Origin of the sequence: Aureibaculum marinum (genome assembly GCF_003813905.1) — a bacterium.
In the GTDB taxonomy this organism is placed as follows: Bacteria; Bacteroidota; Bacteroidia; order Flavobacteriales; family Flavobacteriaceae; genus Aureibaculum; species Aureibaculum marinum.
Window position 1 is genome coordinate 51,850 of sequence record NZ_RPFJ01000002.1, and the last position, 19,746, is coordinate 71,595.

The window sequence follows — 19,746 nt, forward strand, 5'->3', positions numbered from 1 at the left end:
TACTGTTTTTACTATAAAAACAAGCGAATAAGTGACAAAAACTGGACAAATTACTCATGTTTAAAAAAATATTTTCACAACTTAAACAACTGATTATAAAACAATAACATTTACATTTTTAAAATTCTATGTCTAACAAATACATCCAAACTAACATTCGGCATTTAAGAAAATTAAAAGGATTTTCTCAAGAGCATTTTGCAGAAGAGTTAAAATGGACAAGATCTATGGTGGGCTCTTATGAAGAAGGCAGATCTGAACCTCCTATTGATAAGTTAATTGAACTCTCTGCCTATTTTGAAATACCTATAGATATTTTAATTAAAAACAATTTAAGTTTAGCTAAAGAAACTTCATTTATTGAGGTTGGTAATAAACGTGTATTATTTCCTATTACCGTTAATGAGAAAAATGAAGATTTAATAGAAATTATTCCTACCGAAACAACAGCAGGATATTTAAACGGTTATGCAGACCCTGAATATATAGAACAGTTACAAAAAATTAAATTGCCTTTTCTACCTACAGGCACACACAGGGCTTTTCCTATAAAAGGAGACTCTATGCTACCTGTAAAAGACGGTTCTTTTATTGTTGCTAAATTTATTGAAGATATTAACGATGTAAAAGATGGTCGCACTTATGTTGTATTAACAAAAGAAGACGGACTGGTTTATAAAAGGGTATATAATAGAATTAAAGACCGTAAAAGTTTACTTTTATATTCTGATAATAAAAAATATGCACCCTATGAAGTTAAAATAGAAGATGTATTAGAATTATGGCAATTTACTTGTTGTATTAATACTCAAGAATACAGCAAAGAAGAGCTAAAGTTAAGCAGTATTATAAACATGTTTCAAGAGTTAAAAGTAGAATTAAAATCTATTTCAAATTTTAATGATTTAGCTCCTTAACAAGCTACAAATAGTTTTTCTAAAAAAGTATTGTACATGTTTTTTTAACTAAAAAACCAAGATAGTAATCACTATCTTGGTTTTCAATACTTCGTAATATATTATTTATTTTATTTAGAAATACTATCTATTTTTTGATTAGCCATAGATTTCCAAGGCACAAGTTTAGAAGGGTAATAATTTATATCTAAAGCTTCTAATCTATCCTTATGGTTTCCAAGTCTAACTTTATACTCTTCCCAATTTCTTTGATTAGTTGGTGTCCATCCAATTTCTGCTAGACCTAATACTCTTGGAAAAATCAAATATTCTATGTCATCCATATTTTCTACAGTTTCTGTCCATAATGGTCCTTCTACACCAATTATATTTTCTTTTGATATCCCTTCTTCGTAAGTCTCCAAATTCCAATCATAAGCATCGTCAACCTCAATATATGCAGCCCAATGAAGACCTATTCTAGTAATAGAATCATATTTCATATCTAAATAAGCCTTTTTTGATGGAGACATTAATACTTTGGCTCCTTTCTCAATACCTTTCAAGGCATTTTCGCCTTTAGCCCAATATTGTACAACGGTATTTGGTAACAACTCTGAATGAGCAATTTCATCCCACCCAAGAACTTTTTTCCCATGTTTCTCTACAATTTTCTGAGCTTTATTAATAAAATAAATGTAATCTTTTATTGGAGTTACATGAGATTCGTCACCACCAATATGTATATACTCACCAGGTGTAATTGCTGCCAACTCTCTAATAACGTCATCTACAAACTTATAAGTAATCTCTTTTTCTATACATAAGGTACTAAAACCAACTTTGGTTCCATGGTATAATTCTGGAGCTTTTCCATCACAATTTAGTTCAGGATAAGAAGCTAAAGCTGCATTGGTATGACCAGGCATATCAATTTCCGGAACAATAGTAATAAAACGATCTTGAGCATATTTAACAATATCTTTATACTGTTCTTGTGTATAAAAACCACCTTCACCCCCACCTACTTCACTACTACCACCTATCTCTGTAAGTTTTGGCCATGATTTTATTTCTATTCGCCATCCTTGATCATCAGAAAGATGCAAATGCAATCTATTCATTTTATATATTGAAAGTAAATCTATTACTCTTTTTACATCATCAACACCAAAAAAATGACGAGAAACATCTAACATAGCTCCTCTATATCCGTATGAAGGGTTATCAATTACAGTTCCTGTGGCAACCAATAATGTATCTGTCATTTTTGTTCCTTTTTCAATAGCTGCCGGTAGTAATTGGCGTAAGGTTTGTACTCCATAAAACACACCTGCAGGTTTCTTTGCTTTAATTAAAACACCATCTTCTTTTGTTTCTAATTTGTAACCTTCGTCAGTAGCAATACTATCCGATAATGATAAGAAAATGTGATCTGATGATGGTTTTGAACTTAGTACTTTTACTGGAATTTTAAAACCCGTGGCAGGACGTAAAATTTCTGCCAAATAATTAGCTATGGGTTGCAGTTCTTCATCTTGATAATGAATGGTTGTATTACTGTTAATTTCAAACGAACTCCCTGTTGCCGTCACTGAAACAGGTTTGGGTATAATTTGCTGTTTTGCTAAATCTTTAGGAATAGCATTTTTTTTAAACTCACAAGAAGTTAAACAGATAAGCCCAATGCAAGTAATAAAAAGACGAAAGAATATATTTTTTGTTTTCATAATGGATTGATTTAAGCCTTAAAAATAATTAAAAAATGTAAATTACAACACTTATTAACTCAATAACTATTTATAAAAAATGAATAACATTACTTAAAGTAAATAGAGATTAAATTAGCATCTCTTTACCTCTAATTATCATCACATTAGAAAAAACTCACATTTATCCTAAAAATAATTTAGTGTTTTGTGAAGCTAATAAAAAAAGAGTTTTACAGCTCCAAATTAATTTTTTAAAGCTTTTTTTATAGCAGCTTCTGCCAATGGAGCCATAAATTGATACCCTTTCTTATTAGGGTGTACACCATCATAGGTAAATTTTGATTGCAATCCGTTTTTATGATCAACCATAACTGAAAAATAATCTAAATACACGATATTATTTTTATCAGCATATTTTTTAATAAGTTTATTTAATTCAGGAATTTTTTCATTAGGTTTTAAACCTTTTCTCCATGGATAATCATAAGCGGGTAGCACTGATGACAATACAACTTTAATTGCATTAGATTTTGCCAACTCACACATAGAAATGATATTGTCCATAATCATTTCAAAACTCATAGGTCCGGTATTACCAGCAATGTCATTAGTACCAGCAAGAATAACAACCACTTTAGGTTTTAAATTAATAACATCAGCTCTAAATCTAAGAAGCATTTGGGGGGTTGTTTGACCACTAATTCCTCTATTGATATAGTTTTTATTATCGAAGAAAGTACTATCATGTAATAGCCAACCTTCTGTTATTGAATTTCCCATAAACACAACCCTATCTTCATCTTGATTGGGAGCCGTCAAAAGAGCATTAGCTTTTTTAAATTTATTTAAATTTGGCCAATCTTGAGCCTTTATATTTGTGTTTGAAAAAATAGAAAACATGAGCAATAAAAGTATAGATTTTTTCATAATTTATTAAAAATAATAATTTATCTAAATTAGAAAATAAATACCTATTCTAAACTAAAACTTGAGATTTTTAACCCAAAAGATTCCTTTTTTTTATTTGCAATAAGAAAAGTGATTTCAGCCAACTTGGTATCGTAAAAGTTAGGCAACGACAATTTTTTACCTCTAAAAACAGGATAAAATTCTAACAAAGGAATTTTTAAAGTTTGCCAACTACCAGTAGTTTCAAATTTATAAGTGTATGAATGTCTTTGATTTGAATTAGATTTTACTCGAACTTGATATTCTTTTCCATCTCCTTTTACTTTTAAAACAACAGCAGTGTATCCTTCAATACATTTTTGTTTAAATGTATACTTTACGGAAGAAAATCCTCCATTATTTTCTAAAGATACTTCTCCTTTAAAAACACCATTTCCTTGATTATCTAAAGTAAATTGACCGTTAGATTGCCCTCCCATAACTACATCGTTGGTTATTAACCAATGAGATAAGTTACTATTCTTGTTAAAATCAAAAATTAACATATCTAATTAAAATAGCCTTATCTATTCCGAGAATTGGAATGACTACGTTTTTTATGATTATTGTTACTATTGCTTTTGTTATTATTATTTCTATTCCTACTGTTTCTATTTTTATTAAAAGATTTTTTTGGTTTAGAATATTGACCTAACTTTTCATTACTTTGCAGACTATCATCTTTAAAATCTACAAAAGGATGGTCTGCAATTACTTGAATTTTCTGTTTAATAAGTTTTTCAATATCTCGAAGGTATGCTCTTTCTTCTTGATCACAAAAAGAAACTGCAACTCCACTAGCTTTTGCACGACCTGTTCTTCCAATTCTATGCACGTATGTTTCTGAAACATTAGGCAAATCGTAGTTAACAACTAATGCTAACTCATCAATATCTATACCTCTAGCAGCAATATCAGTTGCTACTAATACTTTTATTTTACCTTCTTTAAAACCTTCCAACGCTTTTACTCTTGCTGTTTGCGATTTATTACCATGAATAGCTGCCGAAGAAATTCCTGCTTTAACTAGTAATTTTACAATTTTATTAGCACCATGTTTCGTTCTAGAAAACACTAAAGTAGAATCTACTGATTGTGTTTCTAATAAATGTATCAGTAATTTAATTTTAGCTTTTTTGTGAATAAAATAAATTGCTTGTTCTACTTTTTCAGCTGTTGCTTGTTCTGGTTTTATGGTAACCGTATCAAAATCTCCTAAAATTTTTCTTGATAATTCTACAATACTTTTTGGCATAGTAGCTGAAAAGAAAAGTGATTGTCTTTTTTGAGGCAATTTGGCTAGTATCTTTTTTATATCATGTATAAACCCCATATCTAACATTTGATCGGCCTCATCTAACACAAAATATTCAATGTCTCTTAAACTGATAAAACCTTGATTCATCAAATCTAACAATCTGCCTGGAGTAGCAACCAAAACATCTACACCTTGTTTAAGTGAAGCTGTTTGAGCATGTTGCTTTACACCACCAAAAATCACATTGCATTTTATATTTGTGTTTTCTCCATAAATTTTAAAATTATCAAAAATTTGAATAGCCAGTTCACGTGTTGGTGTCACAATAAGTGCTTTAATTTTATTAGAGCGTCTATCGTTTTGCTTACTATTATAAATATGTTGTATAATAGGAATAGCAAATGCTGCGGTTTTCCCTGTGCCTGTTTGAGCACAGCCCATGAGGTCTTTTCCCTTTAGTAAAATTGGAATTGCTTGTTCTTGTATAGGTGTTGGATGTAAATAGCCTTTCTTGTTTAAGGCTTTTAAAATTGGCTCAACAATGCCTAAGTCTTTAAATGTCATATATTTTTATAAGTGCACAAAGGTAAGGTTTCTAAAATAGATGAAATATGAAGCTATTATTGTTAATTAACAATTTACAAATAGCTTTATATGAAGTTTGTTAAAACTAACTACAAAAAATCTCGAAGAAATTTAGCCACACCATCATTTTTATTAGTATCTGTTATTGTATTACTTACAACTAAAACCTCTTCTATGGCGTTAGAGACAGCAACACTTACACCAACTGCATTAAGCATTTCTACATCATTATAATTATCACCAAAAGCCACTACATTTTTTAAGGTTAACTCAGTGTAATGACTATTTAATAAAAATTCAAGAGCTGTTTTTTTAGAAACAGATTTTGGAGCAATTTCTAAATAGGTATCTTTAGATCTGTATCCTATTATGTCTGAGTCAAAATACCTATGTATAAACTCAACAACAGAATCTAGCTCTTCTTTATTACCCATTATCATTATTTTATGAGCTCCCTTCCCTTCTTTTCCCCATTTATCAATGGTAAAATCAACAGCTTGTACATTTGGATTTACTTTGGTATTATTAGCTTCTCTTTTTGCCCAATAGTCTAACTTAGGTACATACCATTCGTAACCATGATACAAACTAAAATGCAGTTCTGTATTCTTGGTAAATTGATAAAGTTTACCCATAATATCAGTAGAAATTACGGTAGAATCGACAACTGAATTATTTTTTAAAATTAAACCTCCATTGTATGCAATTAGCGATAATTTATCAATCCCCAATTGTTCTTGTAAATGTGTCATTGCCTGGGGCATACGTGAAGAAATTAAAACAAAAGGGATGTGAGATAGTCTTTTTACTTGCTCAATAGTAGCTTTTGACAACTCTCTATCTTTATTTAAAAGAGTACCATCAATATCTGAACAAATCAGTTTTATATCCATTATAAATTGAAGTTTTATTTATGCCTTTACATTCTTTCTGGCACTTCAATTCCCAATAAACCAAAAGCACCTTTAATTACTACTGCTACTTTTTTGGAAAGCTGAACCCTAAACATTTTTTTCTTATCATCATCTGCAGCTAAAATTGGAATACTTTGATAAAATGAATTGTATTCTTTAACCAAATCATAGGTATAATTTGCAATAACTGCAGGACTGTAATTATTTGCAGCTTGTTGTACAATTTCTGGAAATAAAGCCAACTGTTTTAAAACTGATTTTTCTTTGTCTTCTAAATCTAAATTACTTGGAATAATAGACAAATCATCATAGTTAAAGTCTGCCTTACGCAATATAGATTGAATTCTTGCATAAGCATATTGAATAAAGGGTCCTGTATTACCTTGAAAATCTATAGACTCTTTAGGATCAAAAAGAATTCGTTTTTTAGGATCAACTTTTAAAATATGATATTTTAAAGCTCCTAAACCAATTGTTTTAAACAAAATTTCTTTTTCTCCATCAGTATATCCTTCTAATTTACCTAGTTCTTCAGAAATTTCTCTAGCAGTATTTGTCATATCTAAAAGTAAATCATCAGCATCTACAACAGTTCCTTCACGAGATTTCATTTTCCCTGAAGGTAAATCTACCATACCATAACTTAAATGATATAGGTTTTTTGCCCAATCAAACCCAAGTTTTTTTAGAATTAGAAAAAGGACTTTAAAATGATAATCTTGTTCATTACCAACAGTGTATACCAAACCTCCAACATCAGGATAATCTTTAATACGCTGTATAGCCGTACCAATATCTTGAGTCATGTATACAGCGGTACCATCAGAACGTAAAACTATTTTTTCATCAAGCCCCTCATCTGTTAAATCTATCCAGACAGACCCATCTTCTTTTTTAAAGAAAATTCCTTTTTCTAAGCCTTCGGAAACTATATCTTTACCCAACAAATAGGTATTACTTTCATAATAATTCTTATCAAAATCTACTCCTAAATCCTTATAAGTCTGTTCAAAACCATCATAAACCCATTGATTCATAGTTTTCCATAAATCAACTACATCTGAGTCACCAGCCTCCCACTTTTGAAGCATTTGTTGGGCTTCTAATAAAAGAGGTGCTTGTTTTTTAGCTTCATCTTCTGTAAAACCTTTGGCTACTAAATCTAATATCTCTTTTTTATATTCTTGATCGAATTTTACATAGTAATCACCAACTAACTTATCTCCTTTTTTACTTGTACTTTCTGGGGTTTCACTGTTTCCCCATTTTTGCCAAGCCAACATACTTTTACAAATGTGAATTCCTCTATCATTTATAATTTGTGTTTTATAAACTTTTTTGCCTGAAGCTTTTATAATTTCCGCTACTGAATAACCTAATAAATTATTTCTTATATGACCTAAATGCAGTGGTTTATTAGTATTTGGCGAAGAATACTCAACCATAACCGATTTTTCATTTGGTTTAGCATCTATGATTCCAAAATTTTCTATTTGATAGATATTTTTGAAGTTTCTAAGAAAATAGCTATCGCTTAATACCAAATTTAAAAAACCTTTTACCACATTAAATTTTGTTATCTCAGGAACACTCTCTGTTAGATAAGTACCTAATTTTGTACCTATTTCAACAGGATTTCCTTTTATAACTCTTAAAAAAGGAAAAACAACAACGGTAATATCACCTTCAAAGTCTTTTCTAGTAGCTTGGAATTCAACATTTTCTATTGCAACATTATAAATTTCTTGCAACCCATCTTTTATAGCTTTGTCTAAAGTATCTTGAATATTCATCGAAATAAAAAATTAAGACGGCAAAATTAATGAATTCATAAAGGATTTACTATTATTAATAGTAAATATGTTAATATTATAGAAGTTAGAGAAATTTAAAAATATAAGAACGACAAACTAAAAGTGACACAATTACCGCCTTTTATGTTTTAACTTTATTGCAAATAATAAGATTTGTTCATTTTTGCTACAGTAGATTTCCATCCCAATTCTGTTTTAATTTTAGTTTTTAAGGCTTGGCTTTGATGTGGCTCACCGTGATTAATAAAAGTAAGTACTGGAGGACTTATAATATGTTTGAGCCAATTTAATAATTCATTCTGATCTGCATGTCCAGAAAAAGCATTAATTTTAAAAACTTCAGCTCTTATTTTATGATATTTCCCAAAAAATTTAATCTCATTATCACCTGCTAACAAAGCTCTACCTCTTGTTCCTTCTGCCTGATAACCAACTATTAAAACACTATTTTTTTTATCACTAACATATTTATCTAAATAATGCAAAATACGCCCTCCAGTAATCATGCCACTTCCTGCTAACACAATTTTAGGGTTATTGTCATTCACCACCGCTTTAGAAGCATCGACATGACTTATAAGATGTACTGTAGAAATCATACTATTAATATCTTGTGGACTTAATGTATGATTATTAGCATGCTTAAAATATACCTCAGTGGCATTAACCCCCATTGGACTATCTAAATATATAGGAATATTAGGCAATTTATTTTTACGCTCTAGTATACTTATTAAATAAATAATTTCTTGAGCTCTTTCTACAGAAAATGTAGGAATCATCAATACCCCTCCTTTAGAATAAGTATGTTTTATATATTTTAACAATTCATTTTCTATAGATACATTTTTATGAATTCTATTTCCGTATGTAGACTCTATAATTAAATAATCTGCTTTCGGAAAATAACTATATTGATGCAATAAAATTGGATTTTCTCTACCAATATCTCCTGAAAAAACTATTGTTTTCCCTTTAACCTCTAACACAATAAAAACACTTCCTAAAATATGCCCACTATTTAAAAATTTAAATCTAATTTCTTCATCAATGGGATACCATTTATTTTCATCAAAAGTTTGAAAATGTAATAACGTTTGTTTTGCATCATCAATAGTATATAATGGTTTAGCAGGTTTGTGCTTGGTATAACCATGTCTATTAGCTCTTTCAGCTTCCTCTTCTTGAATTTTTCCACTATCTAATAATATGATTTCAGTTAAATCTTTAGTAGCTGCTGTACAATAAATTTTACCGCTATATCCATTTTTTATTAATACAGGTAAATACCCTGAATGATCTAAATGAGCATGCGTTAATAAAACGACATTTAAATCATTGAGATTTATAGGTAATGGTTCTCTATTTTTTGAACGTAATTCTTTAAGCCCTTGAAATAATCCACAGTCAATCAATATTTTTTTATAACCAACTTCCAATAAAATTTTAGAACCTGTTACTGTTCCGGCACCTCCTAAAAACGTTAGTTTCATTTTTTACAGTTTTAAAATTACAAGCTAAAATTAGCTACTAATTTTGTTTTTTAAAATGATACATATCAGTAAATTACTAATATATTTTAATTAAATTTATAGTGGTATTCATAAAAATTCTCTGACCTATGGTTAAAAAAATTTGGTATACTCAATTTTACATTCTCTTATTTTTGGCAAATATTTTATTATTTTCATGTGAGGATGATCAAGATAAAATTTTACCAAAAAAAAGAACTTTAATAGAGTCAGTTTATACTTCTATAACTATTCAACCTGACAGCCTTTATCAAGTCTATTCAGCCGTTTCTGGTATAATTGATAAAATTCTAGTAGAAGAAGGTGACTTGGTGAAAAAAGAGGAGCAGTTAATTTCAATTATAAACAATACTCCAAAATTAAACACTAAGAATGCCCAATTATCATTAAATCTTGCTCAAAAAAATTACTCAGGTAATGCAGCTATTCTAATGAGTATTCAAGATGAAATTAATGCTGCTAAACTAAAATACAAAAACGATTCTATTAATTATTTCAGACAAAAAAATCTTTGGAATCAGAATATAGGATCAAAAATAGAATATGATACGAAAGAATTAAACTACCAGCTTTCTAAAAATAATTTACAGCTATTACAAAGTAAATACAATAGAACAAAAAATGAGCTACAGACTACATTAAAACAAGCTCAAAACAATTATCAGAGTTCACTTATCAATACAAAAGACTTTATCATTAAAAGTAAAATTAATGGAAAAGTTTATGCTATTAATAAAAACCAAGGAGAAATTGTAAATAGCATGGAACCCCTTGCTTCTTTAGGCAGTGAGACACTTTTTATTATTGAAATGTTAGTAGACGAGGTTGATATTGTAAAGGTGACAAAAAATCAAAAAGTAATACTAACACTAGACGCATACAACGATAGTGTCTTTACTGGTAAAGTGTCTAAAATTTTACCAAAAAAGGATAAACGTAACCAAACTTTTATAGTTGAAGCTCTTTTTGACAAACAACCAAAAGTTCTATACCCTGGTTTATCAGGCGAAGCCAATATTGTAATCACAAAAAAGGATAGTGTACTTACAATACCAAAAAATTACCTTATTAACGGGAACCAAGTAAAAACTCAGAATGGTTTAATCACAGTGAAACCTGGATTACAAAATTTAGAATTTATAGAGATACTATCTGGTATAAATGAAAATACATACATCTATAAACCTGAAGAATGATACAATGGAAAGTCATATTTAGTATTTCAAAAACACATTTAGTAACCCGACTAAAACAGACGATTACTGCCATGCTAGGAGTTACTTTTGGCATTGGAGCATATATCACATTAATGAGTTTTATGTCGGGATTAAACCAAGTTTTAGATGATGTAATACTAAACCAAACTCCTCATATACAAATATATAACGAGATTGAACCTTCAAAAAAACAACCTATAGAATTGTTTGACAAATTTAAAAACAATGTACATGTAGTACATTCTATAAAGCCTAAGTTTACGCAAAAAAAAATCCATAATGCCTTGCCAATGATTAATTATCTTAACAAAGATAAACGCATAAAAAAAGCTATCCCTCAACTAAAAGCCCAAATATTTTACATTTCAGGATCTATAGAACTTGCAGGGAACCTTGTTGGGATAATTCCGTTAGAAGAAGCAGAGATGTTTAACTTAAATGATTATATTTTAAAAGGCTCATTACAAGAACTTCAAAATTTAGATAACGGTATAATTCTAGGCTCAGGGGCAGCTAGTAAAATGTCTGTTAATGTTAACGATAAAATACAAGTAAGCACTATAAGTGGTGACGTGTTTCCTTTAAAAATTGTTGGTATTTATCAAAGCGGTGTGGCCGCAGTTGATGATATACAAAGTTTTGCTAAAATAAAAACAGTACAACGAATGATGGCAAAGCCTGAAAATTATATTACCAACATTAATGTAAAACTACATGATATAAATATTGCCCCAGAAATATCAAAAAAACTAACACAATTATTTGATGTTTACGCTTTAGATATTAATACAGCAAATGCACAATTTGAAACCGGGTCTAGTATTAGAAATTTAATTACTTATGCCGTATCAATTACCTTATTAATTGTAGCTGGTTTTGGCATTTATAATATATTAAACATGCTTATTTATGAAAAAATGAATGACATTGCCATACTCAAAGCCATTGGTTTTTCAGGTACAGATGTACAGTATATATTTTTAATTCAAGCCATAATTATAGGTTTTATTGGAGGAGTGATAGGTATGGTTGCCGGGTGGTCAATTTCATATTTTATTAGCACATTACCATTCCAAACCGATGGTATACCGGGTTTAAAAACTTTTCCAGTGCTGTTTAGTTGGTGGTATTATGTTATAGGCATTGCATTCGCATTAATTTCTACTTTTTTTGCAGGGTATTTACCTTCCTTAAAAGCAAAAAAAATAGATGCTGTTAAAATAATAAGAGGTCAATGAAAATATTAGAAGCCAAAAATATTGATAAGTATTTTAGAAAGCCTGTAGATTTTCATGTATTAAAAGATATTAACTTTAGTATAGACAAGGGTAAGTTTGTTTCCATTATGGGTAAATCAGGTTCTGGAAAATCAACATTATTATATATTTTATCAACTATGGATACTGATTATGAAGGCGAATTATACTTAAATAATGAATTGATAACAGGTAAAACAGAAAAAGAACTATCAATTATCAGAAATAAAGAAATAGGTTTTGTTTTTCAGTTCCATTATTTACTTAGTGATTTTAGTGTGATTGAAAACGTAATGTTACCTGCAAAAAAATTAGGAATAAAAACACTAGAAGAAATTAAAGAAGATGCTTTTATTAACCTTAAAAAATTAGGAATTGAACATTTGGAAAACAAAAAAGCATCACAAGTATCTGGTGGTGAAAAACAACGTGTTGCCATTGCGAGGGCTTTGATTAACAACCCATCAATTATTATGGGAGATGAACCTACAGGAAACTTAGATAGCAAAAATGCTGATAATATTTTTAACATTTTTAAAGAATTGAGTCAAAAACAAAATTTATCATTATTAATTGTAACACACGATGATGATTTTGCAAAACGTACAGACAGAATCATTACCATGGAAGATGGTAAAATAATTAATTAAGTTATCCTTCAAAAAAAATTATAGTACACTTCCATTCTAACTTAGTAAGAGCAAAACCATCCAATATTTAATAAATAATTTTAACACGATGCTATTTCTGCAGAGAACTAAATAAAATGGTAAAAAAACAGAAACAACATATTGTATTAAAAGGAGAAATTACTACCTTAGTAGAAACTCCAAATAAATATTATTAATATTAAAAATCTAAATAAATGGCATTTATAGATTATTATAAAATATTGGGAGTTCCGAAAACAGCTTCCGAAAAAGAAATAAAAAAAGCCTATAGAAAATTAGCTAGAAAATATCACCCTGATTTGAACCCAGATGATAAGATTGCAGAGAAAAAATTTAAAGAAATTAACGAAGCTAATGAGGTCTTAAGCAATCTTGAAAACAGAAAAAAATATGACGAATATGGCAAGGATTGGCAACATGCAGATCAATTTGAACAAGCCAAACAGCAACGTCAACAACAATATCAGGGAAGTTCTCATCAACACTATTCTGGAGGTTTTTCTGAGCATGATTTTTCTGATTTTTTCGAATCTATGTTTGGTGGTGCTTCATCACAGCAACATAGTGGTAGCCGTGTTAAATTTAGAGGACAAGATTTTAATGCAGAGTTGCAATTAAATCTTACTGATGTATTTACTACCCATAAACGAACTTTAACAGTAAATGGTAAAAATATTAGAATTACTATACCTGCAGGAATAGAAAATGGACAAATAATCAAAATTAAGGGTCATGGTAGTAAAGGTGTAAATGGTGGCCCTAATGGTGATTTGTATATCAAATTCGCAATTAACAACAATACAAATTTTAGACGTGACAAAGACAATCTTTATACTGATGTAAATCTAGATTTATATACTGCACTTTTAGGTGGCGAAATAACCATTAACACTTTTAACGGAAAAGTAAAATTAAAAATAAAACCAGAAACTCAAAACGGAACAAAAGTTAAACTAAAGGGGAAAGGATTCCCTAAATATAAAAAAGAAGGTCAGTTTGGAGATTTATATATTACTTATCAAATAAAAATGCCTACAAACTTATCTCTAAAAGAAAAAGAATTGTTTAAAGAACTCCAAAAAATTAGATAACTATGGACACTGAAAAATATATAGCTATTGAACAATTTTGCACTTATTACAATGTGCCAACATCTTTTTTAAACAAGTTAAATGAATATGAATTAGTAGAAATTATAAAGGTAGAATCAAGACACTGTGTAGCAAAGGAACAAATTAGTGATATTGAAAAATTAATGCGTTTACATTTTGATTTAGATATAAATATGGAAGGGTTAGATGTGATAAATAAATTATTAAAACGTGTTGAAATTTTACAACAAGAAATTACAACCTTAAACAATAGACTGAGTCTATATGAAAACAACTAATATTATTATGAATTAAGCTGAACCTATGAAATCATACAAAATCCAAAAATCACCTTTTGTAGTTCCAACAGATGATGGAAAACTTATTGAAGAACATTTTGGTTTAGCATCCGATGGCAATTCAACTATTAGTATTGCTCATATGGTTGCTCCTCCAAGATGGTCAGAACCTTTTCAAACTCCTGAATTTGACGAATACACTTATATTATAAAAGGCAAAAAACAATTTATTATTGAAAACGAAAAAATAATATTAGAATCTGGACAGTCTATTAAAATAAATAAAAACACAAGAGTTCAATACTCAAATCCTTTTGATACTCCTTGTGAATACTTGGCCATTTGCAACCCTGCTTTTTCAATAAATTTAGTAAATAGAGAATCTAAAAAATAATATATGTCAAAAATAAATCCGTTTCATATTGCCATTCCTGTGCATAATTTAGAAGAATGTAGAAAGTTTTATAAAGAAATAATTGGATGTGAAGAAGGGCGAAGCAGTGACCATTGGGTAGATTTTAATTTATTTGGACATCAGTTAGTAATCCATTACAAGCCAAAATCTAAAAATAGTTTACATACTAATACTGTTGACGGTAAATATGTTCCTGTTCCACATTATGGTGTAGTTTTAGACTGGAATACCTTTCATGAATTTGCCAATAATTTAAAATCAAAAGAAGTTGATTTTATTATTGAACCTTATGTTAGATTTGAAGGAGAAATAGGAGAACAAGCCACTTTATTTTTTTTAGATCCAGCAGGTAATGCATTGGAATTTAAAGCCTTTAAAGACCTAACTCAATTATTTGCTAAATAACAATTGTTAATTTAGGTTAAATATTTACTAATTCTTTTGCAACCCATTAAAAATCAACAGATAATTAGTACTTTTAACAAAAGTTTAATTGCCATGATATTAGTCAAACTTATTGTCACCATTCTTTTAGTAATAATTTCACTTTTTAAATAATTTCCAAGCTTTTATGTTATTAAGAAATTATACTTTAACATTAATTTGTTTGTTAACTTTTTCTGTTTACGGACAAGAATATTCTGGTAGAGGAAAAGACATTACAAGTATTCTAAAAAATACTGCAGCATTTTCTCAAGCTTATATAGACAATGACTTTTCTAAATTAACTTCATTTTATAGTGAGGACGGTAAAATTTTTCCTGACAAATCTGACATTATTCAAGGATATGAAGCTATAGAAAAAAAATGGACCTTGCCAAAACATATAAAAGTCATATCTCATAAAGTAACTCCTAAAGAAATTAACGTAATGGGAGGTTACGCTTATGATTATGGATATTATGAAGGAGCTACAAAAAACACAAAAGAGGACACTACTTCACGGTTTAAAGGCAAATATGTAATTGTTTGGAAAAAAGAAAACAATGATTGGAAAATCTATCTTGACATTTGGAATTCAATAGAATAAGTTTTTTACCCTTTATTTTTACAAGCTAATAATGTATTTTTTAATAACATTGCAATTGTCATAGGACCAACCCCCCCTGGAACAGGTGTAATAAAACTAGCTTTTTTACTCACACTTTCAAAATGTACATCTCCCGCCAATCTATATCCTCTTTTTTTAGAAGCATCTTCAACTCTAGTAATTCCAACATCAATAATTACTGCATCTTGTTTGACCATATCACCAGTCAAAAATTCTGCAATACCTAAGGCAGCAACAATAATATCAGCTTGTAAAGTTAATTCTTTCAAATTTTTTGTTCTACTATGAGCAACCGTAACGGTAGCATTACCAGCTTTACGTTTTTGACTCATTAGAATACTCATCGGACGACCTACAATATGACTTCTACCAATAACCACTACGTGTTTACCAGAAGTTTCAACATTATACCTTTCTAAAAGCTCCATAATTCCAAAAGGTGTTGCTGGTAAAAAAGTGGGTAAATCTAAGGTCATTTTACCAACATTTGTAGGATGAAAACCATCAACATCTTTATCAGGATTAACAGCCATTAAAACTTTCTGTTCGTCAATATGCTTTGGAAGAGGTAATTGTATAATAAATCCGTCAACATCATCATTATTATTAAGACTTTCTATTTCTTGTAACAGTCTATCTTCTGTTGTTTCTTCAGGTAAATCAATTAAAGTAGAGTTAAACCCTACCAATTCACAAGCTTTTACTTTAGCCCCAACATAAGTCATACTTGCCCCATCATTACCAACTAAAATAGCTGCTAAATGCGGAGTTTTTTTGCCTTGTAATTTTAATTGTTTTACAGATTCTGCAATTTCTAATTTTAAGTCTGCTGATGTTTTTTTTCCGTCGAGAATGGTCATATTTTAAATCTTCAGTCTGCAGTTTTAATCTACAGTTTATTATAATCCAATATATTTAGAATTGTTAATTATATAATCAATGGCTATCAAATATTTTAATTTTGTATTGAAGCTCACTTATTTCGGCTTAATTTATAAAGTCTAAGCAAACAGCAAAACCGCAGCTCAACAATAGTGCTCATAACTAGATTTTATATCAAAGAAAAATATCAATCTCTAAATCAAAACTTTTTAAATTTACAGACTGTACAATTCTTTCTATTTCATTCCCTTCATCATTTGCATCATTTTTTTTCCGCCTCCTCCTTGCATCATCTTCATCATTTTACTCATTTGATTGAATTGCTTCATCAATTGATTAACTTCTTGAACAGAAGTTCCAGAACCTTTAGCAATACGCTTTTTTCTACTAGCATTAATCATTGAAGGTGTTGACCTTTCTGCAGGAGTCATCGAATGAATTATAGCTTCAATCCCTTTAAATGCATCATCGTCAATATCAACATCTTTCATAGCTTTTCCAACACCAGGAATCATTCCGATCAAATCTTTCATATTCCCCATTTTCTTAATTTGTTGAATTTGCTTCAAGAAATCATCAAATCCGAATTGGTTTTTGGCTATTTTCTTTTGAATTTTTCTAGCCTCTTCTTCATCATATTGTTCTTGTGCTCTTTCAACCAAAGAAACCACATCTCCCATTCCTAAAATACGTTCTGCCATCCTATCTGGATGGAAAACATCTATAGCTTCCATTTTTTCACCAGTGCCTATAAACTTAATAGGCTTATCAACTACTGATTTTATTGATAATGCTGCACCACCACGAGTATCACCATCTAATTTTGTTAAAATAACACCTTCAAAATTTAGTACATCATTAAAAGCTTTTGCTGTATTAACAGCATCCTGACCTGTCATAGAATCAACCACAAATAATGTTTCTTGTGGATTAACAGCTTTATGGATGTTAGAAATTTCCGTCATCATTTGTTCATCAACAGCCAAACGACCTGCGGTATCTATTATAACCACATTTTTCCCATTTGCTTTAGCATGTTTAATAGCATTTTGAGAAATTTCTACAGGGTTTTGATTGCCTTCTTCTGCATAAACCTCAACTCCAATTTGCTCTCCTACTACCCTTAACTGATTGATAGCTGCCGGTCTATAAACATCACAACCCACCAATAAAACTTGTTTAGATTTTTTTGTTTTCAAAAAATTAGCCAGCTTACCAGAAAAAGTTGTTTTACCTGAACCTTGTAAACCAGACATCAATATTACCGTTGGCGAACCACCCAAATTAATACCAACCGTTTCTCCACCCATTAATTCGGTAAGCTCATCTTTTACAATTTTAACAAGTAATTGTCCTGGATTTAACGTTGTTAACACATTTTGACCAATAGCTTTTTCCTTTACTTTAACAGTAAATTCTTTAGCAATTTTATAGTTAACATCCGCATCTAGCAAAGCTCTACGAACTTCCTTAAGCGTTTCTGCAACATTTATTTCTGTAATTTGTCCATGTCCCTTTAAGACATGAATCGCTTTATCTAATTTATCACTTAAATTTGAAAACATTGGCGTACTTCATTTTTTGTAAGTTGCAAAGATAATGATTAGAAGTTAAAATTATAAATGCAATTGAGTCGATTTAGAAAAACGCTTTTTTTTTGTTATTCATATCAATATTTAAAGCTATTTCTAAACGGTTAATTTAAAGCAAACAACAAGTATAACATTAAATTTTCACTAAAAAAGTGCCAATTTCAAAAGCTAGATTACTTATATTTGCTGTAAAAACTACGCGTGTTCAATATTTCTGCCACTTATACCGATTTGTACCAACTTAGGATGTCACAGGCCTACTTTAAAAATAACAAACACGAACAAACTGCTGTGTTTGATTATTATTTTAGAAAAAATCCTTTTGAAGGAGGCTATACCATCTTTGCTGGTCTTGAAGATTTATTACAAAAATTAAAAACATTAAAGTTTACCAGAGACGATCTTAACTTTTTAAAAACTCAAAATTTTCCTGAAGATTTTTTAAATTATTTAAAAGAATTTCGTTTTCATGGAAAAATCTTTTCAGTAATGGAAGGTGATATTGTTTTTCCTAACCGTCCAATTTTACGTGTGGAAGCAACGCTTATTGAAGCCCAACTTATTGAAACCATATTACTAAATTTACTTAATTTTCAAAGTTTAATAGCAACTAAAGCTTGTCGTATGAGATGGATTGCTGGCAATCGAGCTTTATTAGATTTTGGATTAAGACGTGCTCAGGGTCCTGGTGGATATTACGCTTCCCGTGCTGCCTTTATTGGAGGTTTTAATGGCACAAGTAATGTTATTGCTGGAGAAAATTTTAATATTCCTATTTCAGGAACAATGGCTCACTCTTTTGTGCAAAGTTATGATAATGAACTAGAAGCCTTTAGAGATTTTGCTTTACAACTACCTAAACAATGTGTTTTATTAGTAGACACTTATAACACGTTAAAATATGGTGTACCTAATGCAATTACTGTAGCAAAAGAAATGGAAGCTCGTGGTGAACGATTGTATGCCATTCGATTAGATAGTGGAGATTTGGCCTACTTCGCCAAAGAATCAAGAAAACTTCTTGATGCTGCCGGACTTGAATACGTAAAAATAGCAGCCTCTAATCAATTAGATGAGTATGTAATTAAAAGTTTACAAGAACAAAATGCTCCTATTGACATCTACGGAGTAGGTACTAATTTAGTTATTGGAAAACCTAATGGTGCCTTAGATGGAGTTTATAAACTTGCTGTTTCTAATGGAAAACCTAGAATTAAAATTTCAGAAAATCTTATAAAAATTACATTGCCACATGCAAAACAAGTGTATAGGGTAACAGATAAAAACGGAACTTGGATTGGTGCTGATGTTATTAGTTTAAAAACTGAAAATCATATTGAAACAATGCATCATCCTTTTGATCCATTTAAACAAATGCATATTGGAGATTTAAAACAAGAGCCTTTATTAAAAGAAGTAATGAGCAATGGAGAAATTAAAATTAAAATACGAACCGTTGCTGAAATTGCAGAATATAGCCGTAAACGATTTGAACAACTTCCATTAGAGTACAAACGTTTTTACAATCCTCATCAATATAAAATTGGAATAAGCAGTCTACTAAAAAAAGAACAAGAGACATTAATAAAATCTCATAAAAACTAACTTTGAAT

At 29.7% G+C, this 19,746-nt stretch carries 19 protein-coding genes; 10 read left to right on the forward strand and 9 right to left on the reverse strand.

What is annotated here, in order from left to right; all coding sequences use genetic code 11:
* Nucleotides 1–128: 128 nt before the first annotated feature.
* Nucleotides 129–917: an XRE family transcriptional regulator gene (locus EGM88_RS01045; protein WP_123896027.1), complete on the forward strand. Its 789-nt coding sequence runs from the start codon at nucleotides 129–131 to the stop codon at nucleotides 915–917.
* Between the two features lie 110 nt (nucleotides 918–1,027).
* Here the strand turns inward: EGM88_RS01045 and EGM88_RS01050 are convergent, their stop codons facing one another.
* From EGM88_RS01050 to EGM88_RS01080, 7 genes are all read right to left on the reverse strand, one after another.
* The gene (locus EGM88_RS01050) at nucleotides 1,028–2,626 is read right to left on the reverse strand and encodes a beta-N-acetylhexosaminidase (protein ID WP_123896028.1); all 1,599 of its coding nucleotides are present in this window, start codon (nucleotides 2,624–2,626) and stop codon (nucleotides 1,028–1,030) included.
* Nucleotides 2,627–2,851: 225 nt separating this feature from the next.
* Nucleotides 2,852–3,535, reverse strand: a complete 684-nt coding sequence (locus tag EGM88_RS01055) for an SGNH/GDSL hydrolase family protein (protein ID WP_123896029.1) — start codon at nucleotides 3,533–3,535, stop codon at nucleotides 2,852–2,854.
* A gap of 44 nt (nucleotides 3,536–3,579) precedes the next feature.
* A complete protein-coding gene (locus EGM88_RS01060) occupies nucleotides 3,580–4,062 on the reverse strand; it encodes a CIA30 family protein (RefSeq protein ID WP_123896030.1) in 483 nt (160 codons plus the stop codon).
* Nucleotides 4,063–4,079: 17 nt separating this feature from the next.
* Entirely contained in the window at nucleotides 4,080–5,378 is a 1,299-nt protein-coding gene (locus EGM88_RS01065; RefSeq protein ID WP_123896031.1) for a DEAD/DEAH box helicase, read from the reverse strand.
* 110 nt (nucleotides 5,379–5,488) lie between these two features.
* Nucleotides 5,489–6,292: a Cof-type HAD-IIB family hydrolase gene (locus EGM88_RS01070; RefSeq protein WP_123896032.1), complete on the reverse strand. Its 804-nt coding sequence runs from the start codon at nucleotides 6,290–6,292 to the stop codon at nucleotides 5,489–5,491.
* A gap of 26 nt (nucleotides 6,293–6,318) precedes the next feature.
* Nucleotides 6,319–8,106, reverse strand: coding sequence for an arginine--tRNA ligase (gene argS / locus EGM88_RS01075; protein WP_123896033.1), 1,788 nt, complete (start codon nucleotides 8,104–8,106; stop codon nucleotides 6,319–6,321).
* 155 nt (nucleotides 8,107–8,261) lie between these two features.
* On the reverse strand, nucleotides 8,262–9,620 hold the full coding sequence (locus tag EGM88_RS01080; RefSeq protein WP_123896034.1) for an MBL fold metallo-hydrolase RNA specificity domain-containing protein: 1,359 nt from the start codon (nucleotides 9,618–9,620) through the stop codon (nucleotides 8,262–8,264).
* Nucleotides 9,621–9,748: 128 nt separating this feature from the next.
* Between EGM88_RS01080 and EGM88_RS01085 the strand changes: the two genes are divergently transcribed.
* From EGM88_RS01085 to EGM88_RS01120, 8 genes are all read left to right on the forward strand, one after another.
* On the forward strand, nucleotides 9,749–10,855 hold the full coding sequence (locus EGM88_RS01085; RefSeq protein WP_123896035.1) for an efflux RND transporter periplasmic adaptor subunit: 1,107 nt from the start codon (nucleotides 9,749–9,751) through the stop codon (nucleotides 10,853–10,855).
* Nucleotides 10,852–12,114: an ABC transporter permease gene (locus EGM88_RS01090; protein ID WP_123896036.1), complete on the forward strand. Its 1,263-nt coding sequence runs from the start codon at nucleotides 10,852–10,854 to the stop codon at nucleotides 12,112–12,114. The genes EGM88_RS01085 and EGM88_RS01090 overlap by 4 nt, the downstream gene beginning before the upstream one ends.
* Nucleotides 12,111–12,782: an ABC transporter ATP-binding protein gene (locus EGM88_RS01095; protein ID WP_123896037.1), complete on the forward strand. Its 672-nt coding sequence runs from the start codon at nucleotides 12,111–12,113 to the stop codon at nucleotides 12,780–12,782. Before EGM88_RS01090 ends, EGM88_RS01095 begins: the two co-directional genes overlap by 4 nt.
* A 215-nt stretch (nucleotides 12,783–12,997) precedes the next feature.
* Nucleotides 12,998–13,894 carry a DnaJ C-terminal domain-containing protein gene (locus EGM88_RS01100; RefSeq protein WP_123896038.1) on the forward strand — a complete coding sequence of 299 codons (897 nt, stop codon included), beginning with the start codon at nucleotides 12,998–13,000 and terminating at the stop codon, nucleotides 13,892–13,894.
* Between the two features lie 2 nt (nucleotides 13,895–13,896).
* Nucleotides 13,897–14,193 carry a chaperone modulator CbpM gene (locus EGM88_RS01105; RefSeq protein WP_123896039.1) on the forward strand — a complete coding sequence of 99 codons (297 nt, stop codon included), beginning with the start codon at nucleotides 13,897–13,899 and terminating at the stop codon, nucleotides 14,191–14,193.
* Between the two features lie 25 nt (nucleotides 14,194–14,218).
* On the forward strand, nucleotides 14,219–14,587 hold the full coding sequence (locus EGM88_RS01110; protein WP_123896040.1) for a cupin domain-containing protein: 369 nt from the start codon (nucleotides 14,219–14,221) through the stop codon (nucleotides 14,585–14,587).
* Nucleotides 14,588–14,590: 3 nt separating this feature from the next.
* A complete protein-coding gene (locus EGM88_RS01115) occupies nucleotides 14,591–15,013 on the forward strand; it encodes a VOC family protein (RefSeq protein ID WP_123896041.1) in 423 nt (140 codons plus the stop codon).
* Nucleotides 15,014–15,215: 202 nt separating this feature from the next.
* The gene (locus EGM88_RS01120; protein ID WP_238988337.1) at nucleotides 15,216–15,638 is read left to right on the forward strand and encodes a YybH family protein; all 423 of its coding nucleotides are present in this window, start codon (nucleotides 15,216–15,218) and stop codon (nucleotides 15,636–15,638) included.
* A 5-nt stretch (nucleotides 15,639–15,643) separates the two neighbouring features.
* Here the strand turns inward: EGM88_RS01120 and folD are convergent, their stop codons facing one another.
* Both folD and ffh read right to left on the reverse strand, forming a co-directional pair.
* A complete protein-coding gene (gene folD / locus EGM88_RS01125) occupies nucleotides 15,644–16,519 on the reverse strand; it encodes a bifunctional methylenetetrahydrofolate dehydrogenase/methenyltetrahydrofolate cyclohydrolase FolD (protein WP_123896043.1) in 876 nt (291 codons plus the stop codon).
* A 258-nt stretch (nucleotides 16,520–16,777) separates the two neighbouring features.
* Nucleotides 16,778–18,106 carry a signal recognition particle protein gene (gene ffh / locus EGM88_RS01130; protein ID WP_123896044.1) on the reverse strand — a complete coding sequence of 443 codons (1,329 nt, stop codon included), beginning with the start codon at nucleotides 18,104–18,106 and terminating at the stop codon, nucleotides 16,778–16,780.
* Nucleotides 18,107–18,334: 228 nt separating this feature from the next.
* Here ffh and EGM88_RS01135 point away from each other — a divergent pair, with 228 nt between their 5' ends.
* Nucleotides 18,335–19,738, forward strand: coding sequence for a nicotinate phosphoribosyltransferase (locus EGM88_RS01135; RefSeq protein WP_123896045.1), 1,404 nt, complete (start codon nucleotides 18,335–18,337; stop codon nucleotides 19,736–19,738).
* The last annotated feature ends 8 nt before the right edge of the window (nucleotides 19,739–19,746 follow it).

Bases quoted from the DNA above. Each gene is read 5' to 3' on its own strand.
- EGM88_RS01045 (WP_123896027.1), top strand. From the start codon at position 129: ATGTCTAACAAATACATCCAAACTAACATTCGGCATTTAAGAAAATTA.
- EGM88_RS01050 (WP_123896028.1), bottom strand. From the start codon at position 2,626: ATGAAAACAAAAAATATATTCTTTCGTCTTTTTATTACTTGCATTGGG.
- EGM88_RS01055 (WP_123896029.1), bottom strand. From the start codon at position 3,535: ATGAAAAAATCTATACTTTTATTGCTCATGTTTTCTATTTTTTCAAAC.
- EGM88_RS01060 (WP_123896030.1), bottom strand. From the start codon at position 4,062: ATGTTAATTTTTGATTTTAACAAGAATAGTAACTTATCTCATTGGTTA.
- EGM88_RS01065 (WP_123896031.1), bottom strand. From the start codon at position 5,378: ATGACATTTAAAGACTTAGGCATTGTTGAGCCAATTTTAAAAGCCTTA.
- EGM88_RS01070 (WP_123896032.1), bottom strand. From the start codon at position 6,292: ATGGATATAAAACTGATTTGTTCAGATATTGATGGTACTCTTTTAAAT.
- argS (WP_123896033.1), bottom strand. From the start codon at position 8,106: ATGAATATTCAAGATACTTTAGACAAAGCTATAAAAGATGGGTTGCAA.
- EGM88_RS01080 (WP_123896034.1), bottom strand. From the start codon at position 9,620: ATGAAACTAACGTTTTTAGGAGGTGCCGGAACAGTAACAGGTTCTAAA.
- EGM88_RS01085 (WP_123896035.1), top strand. From the start codon at position 9,749: ATGGTTAAAAAAATTTGGTATACTCAATTTTACATTCTCTTATTTTTG.
- EGM88_RS01090 (WP_123896036.1), top strand. From the start codon at position 10,852: ATGATACAATGGAAAGTCATATTTAGTATTTCAAAAACACATTTAGTA.
- EGM88_RS01095 (WP_123896037.1), top strand. From the start codon at position 12,111: ATGAAAATATTAGAAGCCAAAAATATTGATAAGTATTTTAGAAAGCCT.
- EGM88_RS01100 (WP_123896038.1), top strand. From the start codon at position 12,998: ATGGCATTTATAGATTATTATAAAATATTGGGAGTTCCGAAAACAGCT.
- EGM88_RS01105 (WP_123896039.1), top strand. From the start codon at position 13,897: ATGGACACTGAAAAATATATAGCTATTGAACAATTTTGCACTTATTAC.
- EGM88_RS01110 (WP_123896040.1), top strand. From the start codon at position 14,219: ATGAAATCATACAAAATCCAAAAATCACCTTTTGTAGTTCCAACAGAT.
- EGM88_RS01115 (WP_123896041.1), top strand. From the start codon at position 14,591: ATGTCAAAAATAAATCCGTTTCATATTGCCATTCCTGTGCATAATTTA.
- folD (WP_123896043.1), bottom strand. From the start codon at position 16,519: ATGACCATTCTCGACGGAAAAAAAACATCAGCAGACTTAAAATTAGAA.
- ffh (WP_123896044.1), bottom strand. From the start codon at position 18,106: ATGTTTTCAAATTTAAGTGATAAATTAGATAAAGCGATTCATGTCTTA.